Raw genomic sequence first — 23,160 nt, 5'->3', positions numbered from 1 at the left:
GCGGACACATTTCCCGATTTGGTAAAATGATTTAACGAGTTAAACCAATTAAGAACACTAAAATTATGAAAAAACTCTCTAAAATGGGGAAGTTGAGGCACCTCTTTCCCATAATTAGTCTGAAAATGAAACTCACATTTCTTCTCACCGTAGTTTCCTTGATTCAAATACAGGCTAATACATATGCCCAGAACAAAAAAATAACCTTAGATCTAGAGAACGTAACGGTTCGGGAAGTAATTGACGAGATTGAATCCTTGTCGGATTACAAGTTTTTGTTGAACCGTAAAGATGTGGACCTCAACAGGACAGTTAGCATAAAGGTGAAGAAAAAGCCTATAGCGACTGTTTTGTCCAGACTGTTCAGAGGGACCGATGTAGACCATGAGGTCCTGAACAAGCAGATTATACTGCGGAAAACCGTGACTAGCATAATAGCCCCGAAGCATTCCAATGGTATTAGTCCCCCCATTGAAGAGATACAATATGAGGTGTCAGGCATCGTCACTGATAATGAAGGCGTGCCATTACCTGGAGCAAGTATCGTGGAGAAAGGTACTACCAACGGAACCCAATCCGATTTTGATGGAAACTTTTCATTGGATGTTGCCGATGAAAATGCCATACTGGTAGTGTCCTATATCGGTTTTGCGACTCGAGAAATTGCAATTAGCGGTCAAAGTTCCATTGCAATAGTCCTCCAGGAGAGTTCGGAAGGGCTAGAGGAGGTAGTGGTGGTAGGCTACGGTACGGTCAGAAAAAGTGATGTTACAGGAGCCGTATCAACTGTAGCGTCCGAGGATCTTACCGCTTTGCCCGTACAGGATGTACAGCAGGCCTTACGGGGAAGGGCCGCCGGGGTACGGGTCATCCAAAATTCCGGCCAACCGGGATCTGAGGTTCAAATACAGGTCAGGGGAGGCAATTCCTATTTGGGGAACAACAATCCATTGTATGTAGTGGATGGCTTTCCGGTTACCGGTGGGATCGATTTTCTTAACCCCGCTGATATCCAGACCATCGATATCCTTAAAGATGCTTCTGCAACCGCCATTTATGGATCTAGGGGTGCCAATGGGGTGGTCATGATCACTACCAAAGGCGGACGAAAAGGAGAACAGGGCCGTATAGAATTCGATAGTTATTACGGGGTACAGCAGGTAATCAATACTTACGACCTTATGAATAGCAGGCAATTTGCCGAGATAGCCAACATCCAGGCAGAGACGGAGGGGGCACCCATGCCTTTTGACCTGAACAACCTGCCCAACATAGAAACGGATTGGCAGGATCTTATTTTTAGGAGTGCGGGAATCCAAAGTCATACCTTAACGTTCTCAGGAGGAAGCGAAAAGTCTTCGTATTCCGCTTCGGCCAACTATTTTGAGCAACAAGGGGTGATTATAAATTCCGGCCTTAAACGGGGTTCCGTTCGTTTGGCCTTGGACTCCCAGGTAAACGATTGGGCCCGGCTTACGGCCAGCGCCGTGGTAACCCGTTTGGAGAATGATAATGCCGCGGTAAATAATGGGTCCGGGACCGGAAACAATATCTTTACCGCTGCCATAGCGGCACCACCTTTGTTGGCCCCCTTTGATGAAGAAGGCAATTTTACCGATGTAGGGGCATTCCCCTTTAGTCCGGTAGCCATCAATAACCCATTGGCGTATGCCGAAATATTGAACCAATTTCTTACCACAAAGGCTCTAGCCAACATGGCCGTGGAGTTTAAACTGGCCCAAAATCTAAAATTCAAGGTTATTGGAGGTGTAGAGCATGAGTTTATAGAGCAAAATATTTATTCCCCATCCATACTGGACAACGTTTCCCCAACAGGAAGTGCGGATACCCGACTGCGAAGGAACACTTCTTTCCTTAACGAAAACATCCTGTCCTATGACAAACAGATTGGGGAAAACGACAATCTATCGGCCGTAGCCGGATTTACTGTACAGACATTTGAGGGGAAGTTTAATCGTTCCAGGGCCACGGATTTTCCTACAGATGCCTTACTGAACAATAATTTAGGAAGTGGCGCCACCACACTCCCCAATATATCGGAAGTCGAGGAATGGACACTACTTTCGTGGCTCGGGCGAATCAACTATAACCTGGACAACAAATATCTGTTCACGGCCAGTATCCGGGCGGACGGTTCCTCACGGTTTGGGGAGAACAATAAATGGGGCGTGTTTTCCTCCGGTGCCTTTGCGTGGAAGATCAGCAACGAAAATTTTTTGAAGGACTCCAAGGGCATATCCGATATGAAGCTACGATTGGGGTATGGGGAAACGGGCAGTACTGCCATTGATCCTTTCCAGTCCTTGAACAGGCTAGATCAGACTAGGGGGACCTTTGGCAATACAGATGTCATAGGGTTTGCTCCTGACCGTAATGAAGCACCTAACCCAGATCTTAAATGGGAGACTACGGCACAACTGGGGATAGGGTTGGATATGGCCTTTTTAAACGACAAATATCGTCTTACCGTGGATTATTATGACAAGCGGACCAAAGACCTTTTGGCTATAATTCCCTTGCCGGGATCGGTAGGGTTTAATCGACTTATTACTAATCTAGGGGAAATCAAGAACTATGGGATGGAATTCAGTGTTGGGGCTACCTTGTCCGAAGGAAATTTTGGATGGGACATGGCCGGGCAGCTCTCGTTCAACCTAAACGAGGTAATTACCATTGGTGAGGATATCCTGGGTGGCAATTTGGACATTCCGTTCGCGGCCCCCGTGAATATTGCTAGGGAGGGGGAGCCTCTGGGTATGTTCTTTGGGTTCCGGGAGGATGGTTATGACGATCAAGGGGTCATACAATTTGTGGATCTCAATGGCGACGGAGAGATTTCCAATGAAGATCAGGAGATTATAGGAAATCCCTATCCAGATTTCGTCTATGGATTGAACAATACCTTCACATATAAAAACCTGCAGTTGAACATCTTTATTGAAGGTTCCCAAGGAAACGATTTATTCTGGGCCACTGGTGGTGGAATCACCAATTCTTTTAGTCAAGGCAGCAACCAGTTGGTAGATCTGTACAATGATTTTTGGACCCCACAGAATACCGATGCCGCCTACCCAAGACCTACGGAAAACCGATCACAGTTTAGGGTCTCGGAGCGATTTATTGAAGACGCTTCTTTTCTACGTTTACGTAATATTAAGCTGGCCTATAACCTACCTGTGGATAAAATGGACATTGGTATAAAATCGTTGCAAATCTATGTGAGTGGACAAAACTTGTTGACCTTGACGGACTATCCCGGACTGGATCCGGATGTGAGCACAAGACAGGAAACAGGCAACCTTCGCATAGGTATTGATCAGACCGGATATCCGTCTGCAAAGATTTTTACTTTGGGCCTTAATCTCCAATTGTGATCCGTAAACCGAAACGATTAAAAAAGACAAAAATGAAGAAGTTAGCAGCAATATATATAATTTTCACAGGCTTAGCCTTAATACAATGTGAAGACCCATTAACGGAAGATCCGCCAAGCTTTTTGGTCAATGAAAACTTTTACGCCAACGAAGCCGATGCCCTTTCGGCATTGAACGCCATTTACAGTGTTTTTGACAGGGAAGGTAATTTCCCGGTCATATGGTTTATGTCGCTTTTGGAGAACCGGGCCGAATATGCCAATGGACGGGGAAGCCAAATCCCCATAAGTACCTATGATGTGCCCTTGGACAATAGCAATCAAAGTAGGGCCTTTGGGGCATATAATGATCTGTATGTAGGCATTAACCGTGCCAATGCCGTATTGGGCAATGTCCCGGGCATTGATATGGACGAGGGGCTAAAGGCCCAATATTTAGCGGAAGCCAGGGTTTTACGAGCCTTTTTCTACAGCAATCTGGTAAAATATTGGGGCGGGGTACCTCTGCGGGATACAGCGTTTACCAATTTGGATCAAATTCCCCAACCCCGGGCCTCCGTGGCGGAAACATGGGAATTTATCATAAATGATGTTATAACAGCCCTTCCCGATCTGGTCCCTTCCTTTCCCGATGCCCAAAGTGGTAGGGTCACTTCCTGGGCGGCACGAATGCTTTTAGCCGATGCCTATCTGAATACGGAGAACTGGGCCGGGGCCCGGGACTTGGCCGATGATGTGATTGCCAATAGCCCCTTTTCCCTGATCGAAGTACAGGAGGCCGATGATTTTCTACAGATATTTGGCCCGGAAGTTATAACGCATCCGGAAAATATCTGGTCCGCGCATTACAGTGCCACCAACGGCCACCAGGTGCCTACATTTATTCACGATGCCAATTTGGGGTATTCAGTGGGCGGTTTTCGGGCCTGGTTGCCGGTAGAAAACTCCATTGTGGGCAATTGGGACACTAACGATTTGCGCCAGGAATTCAACATTTATACCTTTAGGATTATTGAGGGCGATACTGTTTTTGTGAATCCGCAGACCCCTGTACTGTTCAGAAAATACCGGGATCCGGACGCCACGGACAACAGTAATGCACGTAACAACATTCCTTTCTTTAGATTGGCGGAAGCCTACCTTATCTATGCGGAAGCAGCCAGTGAGGCCAATGGAGGCCCGGATGCACTCGCTTTGGAACGATTGAACATTATTCGCAGACGGGGTTATGGTCTTGATTTGAATAGCGCCTCATCGGAAGATTATCCACCAGGGTTGTCGGCCTCCCAGTTTAAGGATAGAGTGCTGGATGAAAGGGCCTATGAATTTGTATTGGAAATGAAGCGATGGAACGATTTGCTAAGAACGGGAAGAGCACAAGAATTCGTCGAAGCCACCGGAAAGGCCTGGAGCGATGTCAGTTTACTTTTTCCATTGCCCATAGATGAAATAAATAACAATCCGGCCTTGAGTCCCAGTGACCAAAATCCTGGATATTAATAATTATTGTTAGTTGGAGTTAGTTTAAATTTGAAAGGGCAGGTAATTAGTGCTACCTGCCTTTTTTTAACGTTGTTTTTAAAAGGTGAAGAAGTTTGAGAGATTACGATGGAAAAATGAAGTATAAAATCTAAAGAGGAAAACGAATGAAACAAACAGTAGGTATAGTTTTTTTAATCACCACCATTACACTTCTGATATTTGGCCACCAGCTTTTGCATGCACAAAAAAAGGAAAATAGTGCCGATGTTGTTATATACGGAGGTACTTCCGCGGGGATTGCGGCTGCCATTCAAAGTAGTCGGATGGGAAAATCAGTAATCCTAATAGAGCCTACGAACCGAATCGGGGGATTAACGACCGGCGGATTGGGCCAAACGGACATTGGCAACAAAGTAGCCATTGGTGGAATTTCCCGCGAGTTCTACAAAAATATTAAGGGATATTATGACGACCCCAAAAACTGGAAATGGCAGAAAAAATCGGAATATTTGGATGGCGGACAGACCCGCACCGAAAAAGGCGAAAACTCCATGTGGACCTTTGAGCCCTCGGCAGCGCTTTCCGTGTATCAGAATATGATTTCTAAGGAAGATATCACCTTGGTTTACAATGAGCGTCTAAACCGTGAGGACGGGGTAAAAAAAACGAAAGGGAAAATCGTATCTATTCAAATGGAGAGTGGGAAGGTCTATTCAGGAAGTATTTTCATCGATGCCACCTATGAAGGGGACCTTATGGCTTCCGGTGGGGTAACCTATACCTATGGTAGGGAAAGCAACGACCAATATGGGGAAACGCTCAACGGGGTACAGGCCAACATCAAGAACACGTCTTTGTTGGGAGTAGTATCCAGAAATGGTTTCAACCATAATTTTGTTCAGGGAGTTGATCCCTATGTCAAAAAAGGGAGCCCTAAAAGCGGGTTGCTGCCCCATATAAATGAGAAACCGGGACTGGAAGGTTCCAATGACAAAAGGATACAAGCATATTGCTTTCGTATGTGCCTAACCGATCATCCTGAAAATCGGATTCCTTTTACTAAACCGGAAGGATATGACGAGATACATTACGAATTGCTTTTTAGAAACTACGAAGCAGGTTTCCAGGGAGTACCCTGGATCAATTCCAATATGCCCAATCGAAAAACGGACACCAACAATAGAAACGGTTTCTCCACGGATTTCATCGGTCAAAATTATAATTACCCCGAAGCTTCCTATAAGGAACGGGAGAAGATAGTGGAGGAGCATCGCAACTACCAAATGGGTCTCATGTGGACCTTGGCCAATCATCCCAGGATTCCCGAGGAAGTACGCAAGGAGGTTTCGCGTTGGGGTACTTCAAACGACGAGTTTGAAAGACCGGACGGTTGGCAACGGCAATTGTACATTAGAGAGGCTAGGCGCATGGTAAGTGATTATGTGATGACGCAACATAATTGCGAGGGCATCCATGTTCCTAATGACCCCATAGGTCTGGGCGCCTATGGGATGGACAGCCATAATACGCAGCGCTATGTGGATGCCAACGGTTTTGTACAGAACGAGGGCAACGTGGAATGTAAGGTAAAGGCACCTTATCCCATAAGCTATAAATCCATTGTACCCAAAAAGGAAGAGTGTACAAATTTATTGGTTCCCGTTTGTTTGAGTGCCACACATATCGCCTTTGGATCCATACGTATGGAACCTGTATTTATGGTATTGGGGCAATCTGCGGCGACGGCGGCCTCGCTGGCCATTGATATGGGGACAACAATCCAGGAAATCCCGTATCGGGAGTTGCAGAAAGAATTATTGAAGGATGGGCAACGCTTAAAATAAATTTCAATGCTAAAGAACAGATTTGTTTTGGTTGGAATGTCCTTTTTAATGGGATGGGTACTTCTATTCTCCTGTAAAAAGAAAGAGTCCGTTATACAGCCTCCCAATATCGTAATTATTTTGGCGGATGATCTAGGCTATGGGGATTTGGGTTCCTATAACGAAAACTCCTTGGTTCCAACACCCAATCTTGACAAATTGGCAAATGAAGGTATTCGATTGACCGATGCCTACTGTCCCGTAGCTGTTTGTTCCCCCTCCCGTTTCGCCTTAATGACAGGTTCCTATCCATGGCGGAGCTGGCATAAACAAGGTGTTCTGGGAAATTATGAACCTTCCATGATGGCAAAAGGACAGTTAACGCTTCCCGGGATGTTACAACGGGCGGGCTATATGACCGCGGGGTTTGGCAAATGGCATTTGGGTACTTCCTTTCCCACTTTGGATGGCCAAAAACCGGCTGGTTATGGAAAATTCCGTGCTGAGGATAACGGGGCGAACCTTGATTTTTCAAAACTTGTATATGATGGTCCCGTAGATCACGGTTTTGAACATTGGCTGGGTTTCAGTTGTGCAAGCGAATGTTGGATTTTGGATGGAAAGGAAGTTGTTGGGGCATTACAACATGACTACTACACCACAGAAGCGGCTCCCAATACAGGGCATTTAGAATCGATACCTATGGATCGTTACCTACCCTTTATCACAAAAAAGAGTTTGGAATTCTTGGAAGAGCATAATTCCGAAAATGGGGAAAAACCGTTTTTCCTATATTTTTCACCTTATGTGCCACATACCCCTTTAGCGCCTAGTAAAAGCTTCAAAGGAGTAACAAAGGCAGGGGAATATGGCGATTACGTACATGAACTGGATTATGCCATTGGAAAAATCCTGAAGACTTTGGATAGCCTCCGTTTAACCGAAAATACCATAGTCATGTTTGCCAGTGATAATGGCTCCGCCTTCCCGATTATCCATAATGGGGTAGAGGATTCCGATAGGCGCAACCGACTTGGGGGCCATCACCAGAATACAGTGGATTATCCGAACAGGGATTTCGCGGATACCGAAGGAAGAAGTGTCCATTACCCGAACAAACCCTTAAAGGGAACAAAACAAACGGCCTGGGAAGGAGGGGTGCGCACGCCGTTTATAGCCCGTTGGCCCGGTAAATTTCCCAAAGGTGCTACCAGTGATGGGTTATTTGCCCTAAATGATGTTATGCCTACCTTGGCAAGAATCATTCAATTTGAACTGCCCAAAGGAGCGTCTCTTGACGGTTATGATCAATTATCCGTTTTGGAAGGGAAAAAGGAAGGATTAAGAAAATCTATAGTGGTACAATCCAGTAACAACATTTTTGGTCTACGTAGGGGCGAATGGAAATATATTGAACCTACGGAAGAAGGTAAGGAAGGTGAATTGTATAACCTTAAAGATGATATTTCGGAATCTAAAAATCGCTTTAGCGAACGACCGGAACTGGCCCGGGAACTTAAGGAGCATCTTAAGGCAATCCTTCATAGCAAGGCTTCCAATATAGATGGAAATCCTTAGCCATGTACTGTGGCCATGGTAAAAACAAAAAATCGATGTAATGAAAAAAAGTAAAACAGACTTCACTTCGCTTGCCACAATCCTCGTAGTGGCAATGTCATTGTTATGGAACTGTGGACAAAAAAGGGAAGCGATACAGGATTCCAATACGGCAGACATCATTATTTATGGCGGTACTTCCGCTGCCGTTATCGCTGCGGTAGAGGCCAAAAAATCAGGGAAATCGGTCATTGTGGTTTCCCCGGACAGACACTTGGGCGGATTGTCATCAGGTGGGCTGGGCTTTACCGATACCGGGGATAAAAGTGTAATCGGTGGTCTTGCCAGGGAATTTTATCACCGGGTATGGCAACATTACAATACCGACCAAGCTTGGAAATGGCAGCCCAAGGAAGAATATGGCAATAAAGGGCAAGGTACACCGGCCATGGATGGGGAGAACCGTACCATGTGGATTTTTGAGCCCCATGTAGCCGAGAAGGTTTTCGAGGACTTGGTTAAGGAATACGATATTCGTGTGGACAGGGACGAGTGGTTGGATCGGGAAAATGGGGTTAATAGGGTCGATGGTAAAATTGTTTCGATTACCACCTTAAGCGGAAAGACCTATACCGGAAAAATGTTCCTGGACACTACCTATGAAGGCGATTTGATGGCCTCTGCAGGGGTAAGTTATCATGTAGGGCGAGAGGCAGCCGAGGTATACGGGGAAGAATGGAACGGAGTACAGACCGGAGTGTTACACCATAAACACTGGTTCGAATCGGACATATCGCCCTATGTGGTACCCAATGACCCCTCTAGCGGAATCTTGCCCAGGGTATCCGATGAACATCCGGGAGAAAAGTATAGTGGTGACGATAAAATACAAGCGTATTGCTTTCGCACTTGTATGACCAACCATGGCCCCAATAGAATGCCCTTTCCCAAACCGGAAGGTTATGACCCCTTGCAATATGAGCTTTTGGTACGGGTGTTTGAAGCCGGTTGGGACGGATGGTTCAATAAATTCGATGCCATTCCCAACCATAAGACGGATACCAATAACCACGGGCCCTTTAGTAGTGATAACATTGGGATGAATTATGATTATCCGGAAGCGTCTTACGAACGTCGCAAAGAGATTGTCAAGGAACACGAACAATACCAAAAAGGGCTATTATGGTTCGTGGCCAATGACCCTAGGGTACCTGAAAACATACGATTGCAAATGCAAAAATGGGGTCTGGCCAGGGATGAGTTTACCGACAATGGCAATTGGCCACACCAAATCTATGTCAGGGAAGCACGACGTATGATAGGGGAATTTGTTATGACTGAAAATGAATTGTTAAAAAAACGGCCCACACCAAATTCCGTGGGAATGGGATCTTATACCATGGATTCCCATAATGTACAACGGTATGTTAAGGAGGACGGCTTTGTGCAGAATGAAGGGGATATAGGCGTGAGCACCAATGGGCCTTATGCTATAGCCTATGGTTCTTTGGTTCCGAAAAAGGAAGAGTGCACCAATCTTTTGGTTCCGGTCTGTGTATCTTCTAGCCATATTGCCTTTGGTTCCATTAGGATGGAACCTGTATTTATGATTTTGGGGCAGTCCGCCGCGGTAGCCGCGTCTATGGCTATAGACCAAGGTATTGCAGTACAGGAGGTGAAGTATGAAATGCTAAGCGAGACATTGACCGGGAAAGGTCAAATATTGAAGTGAAAGCCTTCAGATAGGAGATTCTGGTCATCAAGATAAAAACAACTTCCTGTACCACGGAAGTCAATACGTTAAAGGTTACATTTTTTAAATGTTCCAAGTTGGGCATTTTAGCCTTCTATTTAAATAATCTAGATAGGAAACTTTTGGTTGTTGAGGTGATGTTCTGGGCCATGGTCTTGTTTTTAATAATGTTCTCCATACCCTCGTAAAGTAGGTTTGCGGACTCTTCCCATGCTTTTTTATCCGCATTTCTTAGAGTCCGGACTACTTTATTATGGATAGCATCCTCTATGGTATTGTAATAGAACAGATCGTAAAACGCTACCAATAAAGTCAATGTGGCTGCGGTATATTGCTTATTCCGGATTTCCTTTCCAGCGCTTTCAAAGGGTTTTTCCAAGCTTCTCTTTATGCTTTCTATTTCACTCCTGGATTTTTTTGGGATAAAAGTTTCCGAAACGTACATGTCCACTACAAAATCTTCTTTAGGCATGGATCTTAGGGTTTCCAGAAATTTTTTCCCTCTCTGTATCCTACTTTTCATATCTTCTTTATTGTACAGGCAATTGACCTGATGCTTAATATCGCTACGTAGTTTACCATTGGGCGCGATACAATATTCGATGCGCTTCAGCGTGATGTTAATAACGTCCCAATTGAAGTACTCAATTCTTTTTTCATCAAAATAATGGATAAATGCCTCTGCTTCCGATAGGAGCGAGGTGAATTTTTGCCATGCCTTGTCCATTAATTCCTTGTCGTAAAAAGTAATTCTGGGCCCGTGTAAGGGTTTCGCACCGAATAGGCTTATAAGCTCATCGTCCAAGTTGTCCGCATTGTGACATATTTCCTCCAGTACATAGTAGATTTTATAGGGCTCACATAAATGCAAGGGAGTTGAATAATGAAAATTAAGGCGGTTGCCCTTTAATTTTATCTGCGAAAGATTCAAGGGATAGAAATTGACTTCCGCGATTTTTCTAAGTAATGGAATCCTATGTTTTTCACCTATTTCCAAGAAGGGAGCTTCAATGTGCAGTTCCGTATCCGTGATCTCTATTTCTACTACGATGGAGCCATGTGGAATTTTAAAATAGCTATTGGTATCGTTACCATATTTTTTTCTGAGGTCCCGCCCAACATAATCGATAATGGAAAGAATGGTATCCTTATAATAGTTTTCCTCATAGGCCTCTTTTGCATCGTTCCATTTTTCTATGGAAATCCGGGAACGCAAAGACCCCATTAATGTTTCTTCAAAACTTGGAGCGTGTTTCATGGTTTTTGGTCGAACGATTTATAGGTTTTCGTATTTCTGATGATAGGATTCCTATATATTTTTAGACCTCTTTTTTTTCTTGGGTAACGGTAAAAACCGGAAGGCTACATTTTCTGGGCAAGGATTTCACCCATTCGTTCACGAAAGGTCGCACTAATACGAACATCTACGATTTGTGTTTTCGGGAAACCCAATGGAGCTCTGCAATGACACACGATTTTTCCTTTTGGCTTTCCATTTGAGTTTCTCCATCCCAATTAGGATAGAGAAATTCAAACCGAATGCAAAAGACTTGGATTTATGTTATGAAGCTTATCGATCACCAGAAGAAAAAACAGAATTTTATAGGAAGGCAAAGAGGAGGTATATTTACCTAACTAACTTCAATAGTAACCTTATGTCATCCTCCATTTATAAAAGCGAGAATACCAGGTGCCAACTTTTAAAGCTTTACGATCAGAAACAGCAAAACTTAAAAATACCTATTGAAGATGTTTACGTCGATACTTTTGCAGGGAAAACACATGTTCTGGCATCTGGAGATAGTAAGAATCCACCGGTAGTTTTATTACATGCCTTTAACGCGGGAGCTCCGGTTTCTCTTGAACCTATTCAAGGGCTACAAAGAAATTATCGCCTTTATGCCCTGGATACCATCGGGCAAGCCACGAAAAGTGCCGAAACCAGATTGTCTTTGGGAAATGAGGATTATGGGAAATGGGTATCCGAAGTAGTATCAAAACTTAAAGTTGAAGAGGCGACTTTTATTGGAGTCTCCTATGGGGCATTTATATTGCTTAATTACCTGAAATTTTCACCCGAAAAAATCGGTAAATGCATATTTCTGGTTCCTGCAGGTATTGCCAATGGTAATACCATAACTCTCCTGAGGAAAGTAACATTTCCAATAATCAATTTTTTGATTACGAAATCGGAGAAGAGCTTACGACGATTTATGGACGCATTTTATACCACTTATGACAACGATGATGTTTCCTTTTTGCGGCATATTCTTCTAGGTATGAAACATGATCATAGGAAACCCCCTTTGGTAAAGAAAAGTGAATTGGAACATTTCTCGGCCCCGACCTATGTTATGGTAGTGGACGATGATGTCTTTTTTCCGGCTGACAAGGTGGTGATGAGGTCAAAATCGATTTTTAAGAATTTTAAGGAATGGTATATGCTTAAAGGTTCAAAACATATTCCAGATTCACGCTTTTATAATGAAATAGAAAAGGTATTGACAACTTGGCTACAGGCCTAAAACAACACTTCCTGTACCGCAAGATTGTTCTACCCTTTTTTCACCCCCAATTTCAAAAGAATGGTTTCCAACAAACACCATTTGGTAAATGCCGATTGTATTAAATTGACCCCTATAAATACAGTAAACCACAACCAGTTGATGTTTACAAAAACCGCTAATAGCACACTTAGCAAAACAAATGTTCCCACGATAACTCTAAAATAGGTATTTAGCATTTTGATATTTTTTTGAGATTGATTCTATTTTTAATAGAAACCTTGACCGATTTGATCGGGTAGTCGCTTTCCAAATTTATAGGGGACTCTTTTCCGTTATCTTTTGGGTTCCAGGTTCCCTATGGTTCTTCTGTTCGATCATATAATACACCAAGGGAACCACCAACAAGGTAAGTACCGTAGAGACTATTGTACCTCCGATCAACGAAATGGCCAAACCTTGAAAAATGGGATCAAATAGAATAACCAACGCCCCAATGACCACGGTTCCGGCGGTTAACAAAATAGGGGTTGTACGTACCGCACCTGCTTCAATGGCGGCTTGTTTCAACGGAATCCCTTCCGCTAGGCGCAGATTGATAAAATCAATTAACAGCACCGAATTACGCACCATGATTCCTGCCAACGCGATCATCCCAATAAAGGAGGTCGCCGTAAAAAAAGCACCCAATAGCCAATGCCCCAGAACAATGCCTATCAGTGAAAGCGGAATCGCTACCATCATTACAATGGGAGCCTTAAAGTTCTGGAACCACCCTACGATGAGGATATAAATTATGATGATCACCCCCAAAAAAGCCAATCCCAAATCACGGAACACCTCCAAGGTAATCTGCCATTCCCCATCCCATTTTACCGTATACTCATCCTCATAATCGGGTTGTTTTATATAAAGTTCGTCAATGTCATAACCTGTGGGCAAGGTCAATTCCTTCAACTTATCGGTCATGCCCAAAATGGCATAAACAGGACTTTCCAACTCCCCGGCCATGTCGGCAAGGACATATACCACCCTTTTTTGGTTCTTTCGATAGATATTCTTTGCTCTAGTGCTCTTTTGAATATCCACAAGATCTCCGATGGTGATCATTTGACCCTGTTTCGATTTTATCCTTAACCGGGCAATGTCGTTTAAGGTAGACTTTTCTTTCTCTTCCAAGGCAAGTACCAGTCCTACCTGATCGGAGGCCCTTTCATCATACAGCGTGGTTATCACCCTATCGGACAGGGCCATTTTCATAGTATGGACAATCTGTTGGGGTACGATTCCGAATGACATGGCTTTTTCCTTATCCACGACAAACTCATATTCCGTTTGATCGGCTTCGACCATCCAATCCACATCCACCACATCCTCGGTATTTTTCAAAATGTTCCGGACTTGATCGGCAATGTCCATTTGCACGGTATAATTCGGCCCATAGACTTCTCCCACGATGGTGGAAAGCACTGGGGGACCGGGTGGTACTTCAACTATCTTTATATTGGCCTTGTACTTTTCGCCTATTCGCTGAATTTCCGGTCGCAATAGGCTGGCGATATCATGACTTTGGGCGCTACGCTCTTTTTTGTCGATGAGGTTCACTTGAATATCGGCCATGTGGCTCCCCCCTCGGATATCATAATGTCTAACCAATCCATTAAAGGTAATCGGGGCCGAAGTACCGGCGTAGTTTTGATAATGGACTACTTCGGGACGTGTTCGCAGAAATTGGGCAATTTCCTGGGTCACCACCGCGGTACGTTCCAACGTGGTGCCTTCCGGCATATCTATCACGATTTGGAATTCATTCTTATTGTCGAAGGGCAACATCTTTACAGCCACGGATTTCGTAAAGAACAATCCGATGGAGGCCAGCAACAACACAAAGGTGATTGTCAAAAACAGCCAACGTTTCCTTTTATTCTCGATCAATGGTTTTTCAAACCGCTCGTACAATTTGTAGATCAAGGTTTCCTCGAGCTGTTTTTTTTCTTTTTCCTTCTTTTTTTCCTCCTTTTCCCTTAGGAAAATATATCCCAAATAGGGCGTAATGGTCAGGGCCACAAAAAGGGATAACAACATCGCAATGGAAGCACCAATGGGCATAGGGGACATATACGGGCCCATTAATCCTGATACAAAGGCCATGGGCAGCACCGAGGCGATTACCGTAAAGGTAGCCAAAATGGTAGGGTTGCCGACCTCATTGATGGCATACAATGCAGCTTGTTTAAACGGCAGACGTTTCATCTTGAAATGCCGATGCATGTTCTCCGCAATAATGATGGAATCATCGACTACGATGCCCGTAACAAAAACAAGGGCAAAAAGGGTAATCCTATTTAAGGTATAATCCAATATATAGTAGCTCAATAAAGTCAATGCAAAAGTGATAGGAACCGATAAAAATACCACTAGGCCTCCACGCCAGCCCATAGCCAACATAACTACAAAAGTTACCGCGATAATGGCTCCTACAAGGTGCATCAATAGTTCGGAGACCTTATGGGATGCTGTTTCACCGTAGTTTCGGGTGACTTCTACATGTATATCGTCCGGAATCAGATCTTTTCTTAAATGATCTACTTTTTCAAGAATGCTGTTTGCAAGCTTCATGGCATCCGCTCCCTTACGTTTAGCCACTGAAATGGTAACCGCCGGATATTCCGAAACATAATCGGATGCCTTTTCGCTGGCCCGGCCAAAACCCAAAGAAACATAGTTTTTGGGCAATTCGGGCCCATCTTGGATATCCGCCAATTGTTTTAGATAAATAGGTCGGCCTTGCTGTGTGCCTACTACCAGATTTTCAACATCTTCACGGCTTTTGAGAAACCTTCCTGCACTCACTAAAAACTCGGTATCGTTTTTATCAAAACTCCCACTACTTAGCTGTTGGTTATTGGCCTTGATCATTTCGGCGATGGAGAGGAAATCCAGTCCACTTTCCGTCATTTTGTCCTTGTCCAGAACTACGCGTAATTGTCGATTACGACCCCCTATTTTTTTTGTGGCCGAGACATCGTTGATTTTTTCAATTTCATCGGTCAACTCTTGAGCGATCAATTTAAGTTGATAATCATCATAGTTTTCGCTCCATAAGGTGAGCCCCAACACCGGAACATCATCAATGGCCCGGGTCTTCACCAAAGGAAACGTTACCCCTTGCGGCATGATATCCATGTGTTTGTTAATTTCGTTGTACAGTTTTACAAAGGATCGTTCTATATCCTCGCCCACATAGAATTGTACAATGACCATTCCCTGTTCCTTCATAGCAGTGGAATAGACGTATTCTACCCCCTTGATATTGGATATCAACTTTTCGAGTGGTTTAATAACACGGGATTCCACTTCGGTAGGACTTGCCCCTGGATAGCCGACAAAAATATCGGCCATAGGAACATCAATTTGAGGCTCTTCTTCGCGTGGAATCAAAAAAGAACTATACACACCAATGACCATAAAAACGATCATCAGTAAAATGGTCAATTTTGATCCGATAAACGCCTTGGCGATTTTACCGGCTAATCCTTCTTTCATTTTTTGAATTTTTAGTGAACGATTTTCAATGGGTGCTATCGAATTGATATTCTGGCCCCATTGTAAAGCTTGCCTTGAGCCGCAATAATGTAGTGTTCATCGGTAGATAATCCCGAAAGTACCTCTACTTTTTCACCAGAGGTTCTTCCCAACCGTAACCACCGCAATACGGCCGTATTACTTTGGCTAACCGTATAGATTCCGGATAATTGTCCGCGTTTTACTATGGCATCAAGCGGAACAAACACCGCTTGGGACATTGTTTCCTCTTTAATGGGAAATTGTACCGTCGCATACATACCCGATAAGATTTGTAGACCGCTTTTTTGTAGTACCACTTTTACCAGGTACTGCCCCCCGGTATTCTTGGCCGAGGTACTTATCTCAACGACTTTTCCCTTGACCGTTTTATCCATCGATTTTAGGACAACATCAACTTCAACCCCTAACTTAACTTTGGAAATTTCGGATTCAGGAACCATTGCCCATACCTGAAAACTTCCTGGCGCCTCCACTTCCAACAAGGTCATCCCTGGATGGGCCATATCACCAACATTAATAAATCTGTTGGTAACCACTCCATTAAAAGGAGCTTTTATATGGGCATATGGGAATTGAGCATTTACTTCGCTTTTCATTTGTTCTGCAGCCTCCTGGCGCGCATTTGCCATATGGTAATTTGCCGTTGCATCGTCCAATTCCTTCCGTGAGGCACTATTCTCATTGAAGAGGTTGGTGTATCGCACAAAGTCTTTTTCTGCATTCCTAAAAGCAGCCTTTGCTTTGGCTATATTGGCGTTTGCTTGGGCCAATTTGGCGGAGAGGTCTGCATTATTAATGCTCAGTAAGAGCTGTCCAATGCGAACTTTATCTCCAACTTGCACATGGATTTTATCCACATGTCCCATAATTCGGGTACTTAAATTGGCACTTTTTATGGCCTCAATTTTGCCGCTGGCCGTTAAGAACGGACTACCGTTTTCTTCCAGGACGGGGCTTACGCTTACCTGCACCGCGGACGATTCATCGGTCATTTGTTTTGTATTGCCGTCGCCACAACTTGAGGACAGCAGGACTAAGGTTCCTAGTAATACGGTAAACAATTTTGCCTTTATCATTTTTCTGGGGTTATGTAACTTTTATTTATTGTGCCATTTGGCAAATCACTCCTTGGTCAAAAACTGGACATAGGCCAATGCGTAATTATGTTGAAAAACGGTGGCATAGTATTCCAGTTGTTTTTGGGAAAACTGCGTTTCGGACAGCAATACATCGCTTGTTTTTTCCAATCCCTCTTTAAATCGGTTGGTTCGAATGCGCAATGATTCCTCGGATTGTTGCCAAGCCAGTTCTGTCAGTTTTAATTTGTTCCGGGCATCGTCCAAGCTTCTTTTGGCCTTGTTCAACTCAAGTTGGCTTTCTGATTTGTACTTTTCCAACTGTAGCTTGGATTTGTCGTATTCCGCTTTGCTCTTTTGCGATTTCCCAAAGCGTTTGCTTCCCTCGAACAAATTCCATTTAAGCTCTGCTCCGAACACATAGCCATTGGCGCCGCCCTGAAAGACTTCATCATCATGTAGCTCATAGATGCCAAATGCGTTTAAGCTGGGAAGGAAAGCCATTTGATCCGCCTTGTGCATTTGGCGATACGCTTCTGTAGTGGAGTTCATGGCCAAAATATCCTTTCTGTTTTCGGACAGATTCGTTTCGGGAGCGGTATGGTAAACAACGGCCAAGGAATCCTTGGGCTTTAAAATTTGATTATCGTTTGTGTTCATCAAAACGGACAAATAATTGCTGGCATTTAGAATATTACTTTTGGCATATTGCAATTGGTTATCGATTTCCGTCACCCGCACTTCTATGGCCAGCAAATCCGATTTTTGTAGGTAGCCTTGTTTAAAACGGTTCCCCGCTATTCGTTTGTTTTCCAGCGCGGCTTCCTTGGCTTTCTCCAGAACTTCTACGGTTTTGTAGGCAAGTTGTAATTGCATATAAGCTTTCTCAACTTCCAATACGAGGTAATCCTGCATACGCTCGGATTGTAGTTCGGTGGCATTTAATTGGGCTTTTGCGGCCTTACGTTGAAAAATTCCATCGAAGTGCAACAAGGGTTGTTGTACTTCGATCCGAGTGGCATAATCCTCTATTTGATTGGGGTCGTTCAGCAAATTGGGATTGAAATCGGCTGTTGTCAGAATCTCTTGGTTAAGCTTTGAACCAAAAGCTATGAGGGGATTTGTAGTGGCAATACCTGTATGGGAAACACTTATGTTCGGTAGTAAAATAGCATTGGTCTGCTTAAAATTGCCCTGTGCCGCCAATATATCTTGTTGCGCCATTTTTAATGTGTTATTGTTTTGCTTCACCCTGGCAAGGACTTCTTCCTTCATAATTGGGATGGTGTTTTGAGCGGATCCCGAATAAAAGGTGAATAGCAGCAACCATACGAATATGTGCTTCATTGCAGTAATTATTTTGGACGAAATTAGGGTAACCAAATGGCCCGTACCGTAACCAATGTTACCATAAGGGAATCGATAATTCGAGAAAATGGCCGGAAAACCGATTCTTAAGTCGGTTTTCCGAGCTTTAAAAGATTTGATTATCATAACTATTAATTAATATATTTTTATAATCTAATACTTATTATTTTGTAATATAATTCCTATATTTCCTTTTGTTAATTCAAAGGACTTTCGTGATGCTTTTGAGTATTGTCATTCCTGTTCACAATGCATCTTCCTATTTAAAAAGGTGTTTGGATTCTATTGTCGACCAAAGCTATCGGCAAATAGAGATAATCCTGGTGGATGATTTTTCTACCGATGATTCTTTGGCGGTAGCTCGCGAATATGAGGAAAAGGACAATCGTGTCAAGGTATTTTGTAACCCCAGAAACTGTCGTGCTGGATATACCCGTAACAGGGGTCTAAGGGAAGCTACCGGAGCGTATATTTGGTTCGTTGATGCCGATGACTGGATACCCCAAGGAGCCATATCTGGATTGGTCCAGCATTTGAAGCATTTCCCGAAAGATATAGACCTATTGGTTATGGGGTATACGGACAACTTTGGAGATGCCTATACGAAATTTGAAAAAAAAACACGACTCCCTCGGAATTTGGGGAGAGACGAGGAAGCCATGCTCAATTTTCTAAACCTTACCAAAGGGTTTTTTAGTTACCCCTTCCTATATCTGTATTCGCGGCAATTGCTCCTACAGCACCATATACTATTTCCCGAGAATGTGTATTATGAGGACATTTCTTTTGTGGCCATGGCAGTCCATCATGCAAAAAATATCGAAATCTATTCCAAGTCTTCCTACAATTACAATTGTGAGCCGCACAACTCCATAACACGGACCTATTCCAAGGAAAAAATTTGGGATATTATTTCGGCCTATGATAGGTTATATGAATTTTTGGCTTCCCAGGGACTGATTGAAAAATATAATGATCAATACCTAATGCGTTTTCTTTTACACGGGCTAGGAACCTGTTTTCAAATGTATCACCAGTTGAATAAAGAAGATCAACGGGATTATGCACTTAAGGAATTGTTACAGTCGTATTTGGTTTCGGATATACTTTCCGACGAAAGCATGGTTTATGTTTCCCGGTTGATTGAAACAATCGATGACAATGAGGCACTTACCAAGGCTTATCATAGATTTAAGCTGGATTTTCTATGTGATACGAAGAAAAATTGGGCCTATAGCCAGCTAAGCCTCAAGTAAATCCTTCAATTCGCTTGGTACCTTCCCCAGGGGATTTACCACTGGTACAAAGAACGGATATAGTACATACCATACTTTCTTTAGTTGAGGTACATTAAAACTTGCTGCTGCTAAAGAGATTGCGCGGAAAAGGGCATAAAAGCATTGGACAATACCAATGGACCGATATGATTAGAATGGGAAGGTAGAGTATTCTCTCTATGGGACTTGATATTTCTAACCTATGGCAAATTCAGGATTCTGTGGGTAACGAATACTATATGGTTCACTAAAATAGTAAAGCCGCATAGTGCACCAAGAAGAAGGGAATTTTTTCTTAAATCCAAAAAGAATTGACTACCAAGCCAGAATACGGATGAATTTTAGGAATGATTTATTCTCAGATTCAATAACTGATTAGGAATCGACGTATTGGTTTTTAAAAGTGTAATTCCGCGGATAATTAACATGGCCGCCCGTACATTATGATTTTTTTAACATGATAACTTAAATTGATTGTTTTAGATTTGTGGATTGTGAAAGGTTCGTTAAAGCACTTAGGTATCTTTTTTCTTGTTGGCATGTTGTTTGCCAAGATATCCGCTTTCCACGTTTATGAGCATCATAACGCTGAAGATAACGAAGTGGGCCAATGCGAACTTTGTATTTTGGCCATCGACAATCAGCAGACCGAAACCGCAACGTTTTCCTTCGGGGAATTTAATGAACCCAATTCTTTTGGGGATTATGGACCGGGATTATTCTTTACGAGTGTTCAAATCCCAAAGATCCAATTGGAGTCCCATCATTGCTCCAGACCACCCCCTTCATTTATTTAGTCGACTCTTGTTTTACCTTTCCATATCCGGAAAGATGAAAGTACCGTGTTGATTTCATGGTATTCCCTTAAAGGTTTGTGATAATACTACCATTTGTATTCAAATCAAGTTTTGAGGATTGGCCTCCAACAGATGAAGTAATAGTATTGAAAAACCCAGGATTTTACTAAAACGATAAACTCTAATATCCTTATAAATTATTCCTATGAAAACTATCAAATTCTTATCGACTTTGGCCATAACAGGCTTTTTATTAACCTCTTGCTCGGATGACGATGATGCTCCGGAACCAGTAAATGAAGAGGAAACCATCACGACTATGACAGTTACCCTGGTTCCACAAGGCGGTGGTACTACCGTTACATTGGTTTCTCGGGATTTGGATGGTGACGGCCCGGATGCCCCGGATATTGACGTATCGGGAAGTCTTGCGGAAAACACCGTTTATGACGGAGGGATCGTTTTATTGAACGAGACGGAAACACCGGCGGAAAACGTCAATGAAGAAATTGAGGGAGAGGCTGCCGAGCATCAATTCTTTTTTGTTGTGGGTGGCGCATTGAATGCCTCAACCGAATACGGGGACGATGAATCGGATTATGTGTCCGAAGAAACCGGGGAAAACTTTACGACCACAAATCCGGTAGGTATTGTATTTACCCTTACCACTACGGATGCAAGTTCGGGAACCTTGGCGGTTACCTTACGTCACGAGCCTAAAAAACCCAATGATGGTACTTTAGCCGATGCCGGGGGAGAAACCGACATCACTCAGACGTTCAGTCTGACCATCGAATAAGGACGGTTTTTTCCATCTAAACCTAATTAAAATAGGGGAGTGGATTGGCTCCACTCCCTTTTTCCAATGGGAAGCGTCAAGACAAAAAAAAGGTTTGGGATACTATTGGCAACCGTACTTTTACTTCAGTTGTCATACCATAACCTGCATGTCCTCACTTCGCATACATCGCATTCCCATGTGCCGCACACTGTACCAGGCGACCAAATAGACAAACTATCCACCATTACCTGCGAACTGTGTGCCAAACTATTGGGCCAGGCCCTATACTTTTGGGTTTACCCCACCATTTTCTTAGGGGTGGCGTTCTCTTTACTGCTTATAAATCTGGCGCAATACACTTTTGGGCCGGGAACAAAGACCGGTTACCTTCTTAGAGGCCCTCCCTCACCCATGCCCTAAAGACATTTCTATTGTTCAAGATATTTTTCTTGAATGCTGACATTCAACGCTTTGCAATCCAAATGTTTGTTGCAAAGTGGTTATGGTATCCTATCATTTCATTTTAAAAACCCCAACAATGGAAAAATTGCCCGTAACCGTATTGAGCGGTTTTTTGGGCGCGGGTAAGACCACGCTGCTCAACCACATCCTACATAATAAAGAGGGCCTTAAAGTGGCCGTCATCGTCAATGATATGAGCGAGGTAAATATCGATGCCCAACTCGTACAGAACGAAAACACCCTTTCCCGTACCGAGGAAAGGCTTGTCGAAATGTCGAACGGCTGTATCTGCTGCACACTTCGGGAAGACCTGATGGTAGAGGTTGAAAAATTGGCCAAGGAGAACAGGTTTGACTATTTACTGATAGAAAGTACCGGTATCTCCGAACCCATTCCCGTAGCACAAACCTTTAGTTTTACCAACGAGGATGGCAGTATTGACCTGAGTCGATTCAGTTATATAGACACCATGGTCACGGTGGTGGATGCCTTTAATTTCCTAAAGGATTTTTCAAGCCCGGATTACCTCGCCTCCCGTAATTTAACGGATATTGAGGGCGATGACCGTACCATTGTAAACCTCTTGACGGATCAAGTGGAGTTCGCTAATGTAATTTTATTGAACAAGGTTGATTTGATTACTGAGGAAGAACTGCGCAACCTCTATGATATTTTACACAAGCTAAACCCCAGGGCACGCATTCTGCCTTCCAAAAATTCCAAAATACCCCTACAGGAAGTATTGAACACGGGCCTGTTCGATTTCGAAGAGGCCGAGACCTCGGCCGGTTGGATCCAAGAGCTTCAGAACGAACATGTACCGGAAACCGAGGAATATGGTATCGGCTCGTTCGTGTTTCGCAATAAGAAGCCTTTCCATCCTAAACGGTTCTTGGACTATGTGAACAATCATTTCCCTCCCAACATCATCCGCAGCAAGGGTTTGTTCTGGTTGTCCTCACGGCCGGATCAAGCGTTGGTATGGAGTACCGCGGGCGGTTCGACCAAAGTAGACCCTGCCGGGGTCTGGTGGGCTTCCATGCCCTTTTCGGAACGCATCAACTATGCTTCTTTCGTTAACAACCAAAAATTGATCGAGTCCGAATGGGCCACTCCCTTTGGAGACCGGAAGATAGAACTTGTCTTTATCGGGCAACATCTTGATGTCCCCTCAATAACCAAACAACTTGAGGAATGCTTGCTTAGTGATAGGGAAGTGATCGATTGGAAAAGGGGGAATTTCCCCACTACGGATGACTGGCCCATAGTACACTATCAACATACAAACCCATAAATCA

Annotated in this window: 16 protein-coding genes; 11 read left to right on the top strand and 5 right to left on the bottom strand. The window is 43.6% G+C overall.

What is annotated here, in order from left to right:
• The first annotated feature begins 125 nt into the window (after nucleotides 1-125).
• The 5 genes from ACO06Y_RS19070 to ACO06Y_RS19050 all read left to right on the top strand — a co-directional run bounded on the left by ACO06Y_RS19070 (nucleotide 126) and on the right by ACO06Y_RS19050 (nucleotide 9,988).
• On the top strand, nucleotides 126-3,395 hold the full coding sequence (locus tag ACO06Y_RS19070; RefSeq protein ID WP_422080622.1) for a TonB-dependent receptor: 3,270 nt from the start codon (nucleotides 126-128) through the stop codon (nucleotides 3,393-3,395).
• A 32-nt stretch (nucleotides 3,396-3,427) separates the two neighbouring features.
• Complete coding sequence (locus ACO06Y_RS19065) at nucleotides 3,428-4,894, top strand: RagB/SusD family nutrient uptake outer membrane protein (protein ID WP_422080621.1); 1,467 nt, start codon at nucleotides 3,428-3,430, stop codon at nucleotides 4,892-4,894.
• A 146-nt stretch (nucleotides 4,895-5,040) separates the two neighbouring features.
• Entirely contained in the window at nucleotides 5,041-6,720 is a 1,680-nt protein-coding gene (locus ACO06Y_RS19060; protein WP_422080620.1) for an FAD-dependent oxidoreductase, read from the top strand.
• A gap of 6 nt (nucleotides 6,721-6,726) precedes the next feature.
• Nucleotides 6,727-8,277 (top strand): sulfatase family protein, encoded by a 1,551-nt coding sequence (locus ACO06Y_RS19055; protein ID WP_422080619.1) that lies wholly within the window; start codon nucleotides 6,727-6,729, stop codon nucleotides 8,275-8,277.
• 40 nt (nucleotides 8,278-8,317) lie between these two features.
• Entirely contained in the window at nucleotides 8,318-9,988 is a 1,671-nt protein-coding gene (locus ACO06Y_RS19050; RefSeq protein WP_422080618.1) for an FAD-dependent oxidoreductase, read from the top strand.
• A 115-nt stretch (nucleotides 9,989-10,103) separates the two neighbouring features.
• Here ACO06Y_RS19050 and ACO06Y_RS19045 read toward each other — a convergent pair whose 3' ends face one another.
• The gene (locus ACO06Y_RS19045; RefSeq protein WP_422080617.1) at nucleotides 10,104-11,267 is read right to left on the bottom strand and encodes a hypothetical protein; all 1,164 of its coding nucleotides are present in this window, start codon (nucleotides 11,265-11,267) and stop codon (nucleotides 10,104-10,106) included.
• Between the two features lie 397 nt (nucleotides 11,268-11,664).
• On the opposite strand from ACO06Y_RS19045, the gene ACO06Y_RS19040 reads away from it, so the two are divergent.
• Nucleotides 11,665-12,534, top strand: coding sequence for an alpha/beta fold hydrolase (locus ACO06Y_RS19040; protein WP_422080616.1), 870 nt, complete (start codon nucleotides 11,665-11,667; stop codon nucleotides 12,532-12,534).
• 29 nt (nucleotides 12,535-12,563) lie between these two features.
• Here the strand turns inward: ACO06Y_RS19040 and ACO06Y_RS19035 are convergent, their stop codons facing one another.
• From ACO06Y_RS19035 to ACO06Y_RS19020, 4 genes are all read right to left on the bottom strand, one after another.
• Nucleotides 12,564-12,758 (bottom strand): YgaP family membrane protein, encoded by a 195-nt coding sequence (locus ACO06Y_RS19035; RefSeq protein WP_422084198.1) that lies wholly within the window; start codon nucleotides 12,756-12,758, stop codon nucleotides 12,564-12,566.
• Between the two features lie 70 nt (nucleotides 12,759-12,828).
• Nucleotides 12,829-16,059: an efflux RND transporter permease subunit gene (locus ACO06Y_RS19030; RefSeq protein ID WP_422080615.1), complete on the bottom strand. Its 3,231-nt coding sequence runs from the start codon at nucleotides 16,057-16,059 to the stop codon at nucleotides 12,829-12,831.
• Nucleotides 16,060-16,094: 35 nt separating this feature from the next.
• A complete protein-coding gene (locus tag ACO06Y_RS19025; RefSeq protein WP_422080614.1) occupies nucleotides 16,095-17,177 on the bottom strand; it encodes an efflux RND transporter periplasmic adaptor subunit in 1,083 nt (360 codons plus the stop codon).
• 45 nt (nucleotides 17,178-17,222) lie between these two features.
• The gene (locus tag ACO06Y_RS19020) at nucleotides 17,223-18,524 is read right to left on the bottom strand and encodes a TolC family protein (RefSeq protein WP_422080613.1); all 1,302 of its coding nucleotides are present in this window, start codon (nucleotides 18,522-18,524) and stop codon (nucleotides 17,223-17,225) included.
• A gap of 239 nt (nucleotides 18,525-18,763) precedes the next feature.
• On the opposite strand from ACO06Y_RS19020, the gene ACO06Y_RS19015 reads away from it, so the two are divergent.
• From ACO06Y_RS19015 to ACO06Y_RS18995, 5 genes are all read left to right on the top strand, one after another.
• Nucleotides 18,764-19,801, top strand: coding sequence for a glycosyltransferase family 2 protein (locus ACO06Y_RS19015; protein WP_422080612.1), 1,038 nt, complete (start codon nucleotides 18,764-18,766; stop codon nucleotides 19,799-19,801).
• Nucleotides 19,802-20,316: 515 nt separating this feature from the next.
• Nucleotides 20,317-20,619, top strand: a complete 303-nt coding sequence (locus ACO06Y_RS19010; RefSeq protein WP_422080611.1) for a hypothetical protein — start codon at nucleotides 20,317-20,319, stop codon at nucleotides 20,617-20,619.
• A gap of 205 nt (nucleotides 20,620-20,824) precedes the next feature.
• Nucleotides 20,825-21,418, top strand: coding sequence for a type 1 periplasmic binding fold superfamily protein (locus ACO06Y_RS19005; RefSeq protein ID WP_422080610.1), 594 nt, complete (start codon nucleotides 20,825-20,827; stop codon nucleotides 21,416-21,418).
• A gap of 39 nt (nucleotides 21,419-21,457) precedes the next feature.
• Nucleotides 21,458-21,820 (top strand): hypothetical protein, encoded by a 363-nt coding sequence (locus tag ACO06Y_RS19000; protein WP_422080609.1) that lies wholly within the window; start codon nucleotides 21,458-21,460, stop codon nucleotides 21,818-21,820.
• A 118-nt stretch (nucleotides 21,821-21,938) separates the two neighbouring features.
• On the top strand, nucleotides 21,939-23,156 hold the full coding sequence (locus tag ACO06Y_RS18995; protein ID WP_422080608.1) for a GTP-binding protein: 1,218 nt from the start codon (nucleotides 21,939-21,941) through the stop codon (nucleotides 23,154-23,156).
• The last annotated feature ends 4 nt before the right edge of the window (nucleotides 23,157-23,160 follow it).

This window comes from Ulvibacterium sp. (assembly GCF_965228935.1).
Taxonomy (GTDB): Bacteria; Bacteroidota; Bacteroidia; order Flavobacteriales; family Flavobacteriaceae; genus Ulvibacterium.
Note: the sequence above shows the minus strand (reverse complement) of the source record. Positions and strands in the feature narration are given on the sequence as shown.

Coding starts and splice junctions, on each gene's coding strand:
- ACO06Y_RS19070 (WP_422080622.1), top strand. CDS start 126: ATGAAACTCACATTTCTTCTCACCGTAGTTTCCTTGATTCAAATACAG.
- ACO06Y_RS19065 (WP_422080621.1), top strand. CDS start 3,428: ATGAAGAAGTTAGCAGCAATATATATAATTTTCACAGGCTTAGCCTTA.
- ACO06Y_RS19060 (WP_422080620.1), top strand. CDS start 5,041: ATGAAACAAACAGTAGGTATAGTTTTTTTAATCACCACCATTACACTT.
- ACO06Y_RS19055 (WP_422080619.1), top strand. CDS start 6,727: ATGCTAAAGAACAGATTTGTTTTGGTTGGAATGTCCTTTTTAATGGGA.
- ACO06Y_RS19050 (WP_422080618.1), top strand. CDS start 8,318: ATGAAAAAAAGTAAAACAGACTTCACTTCGCTTGCCACAATCCTCGTA.
- ACO06Y_RS19045 (WP_422080617.1), bottom strand. CDS start 11,267: ATGAAACACGCTCCAAGTTTTGAAGAAACATTAATGGGGTCTTTGCGT.
- ACO06Y_RS19040 (WP_422080616.1), top strand. CDS start 11,665: ATGTCATCCTCCATTTATAAAAGCGAGAATACCAGGTGCCAACTTTTA.
- ACO06Y_RS19030 (WP_422080615.1), bottom strand. CDS start 16,059: ATGAAAGAAGGATTAGCCGGTAAAATCGCCAAGGCGTTTATCGGATCA.
- ACO06Y_RS19025 (WP_422080614.1), bottom strand. CDS start 17,177: ATGATAAAGGCAAAATTGTTTACCGTATTACTAGGAACCTTAGTCCTG.
- ACO06Y_RS19020 (WP_422080613.1), bottom strand. CDS start 18,524: ATGAAGCACATATTCGTATGGTTGCTGCTATTCACCTTTTATTCGGGA.
- ACO06Y_RS19015 (WP_422080612.1), top strand. CDS start 18,764: ATGCTTTTGAGTATTGTCATTCCTGTTCACAATGCATCTTCCTATTTA.
- ACO06Y_RS19005 (WP_422080610.1), top strand. CDS start 20,825: ATGAAAACTATCAAATTCTTATCGACTTTGGCCATAACAGGCTTTTTA.
- ACO06Y_RS18995 (WP_422080608.1), top strand. CDS start 21,939: ATGGAAAAATTGCCCGTAACCGTATTGAGCGGTTTTTTGGGCGCGGGT.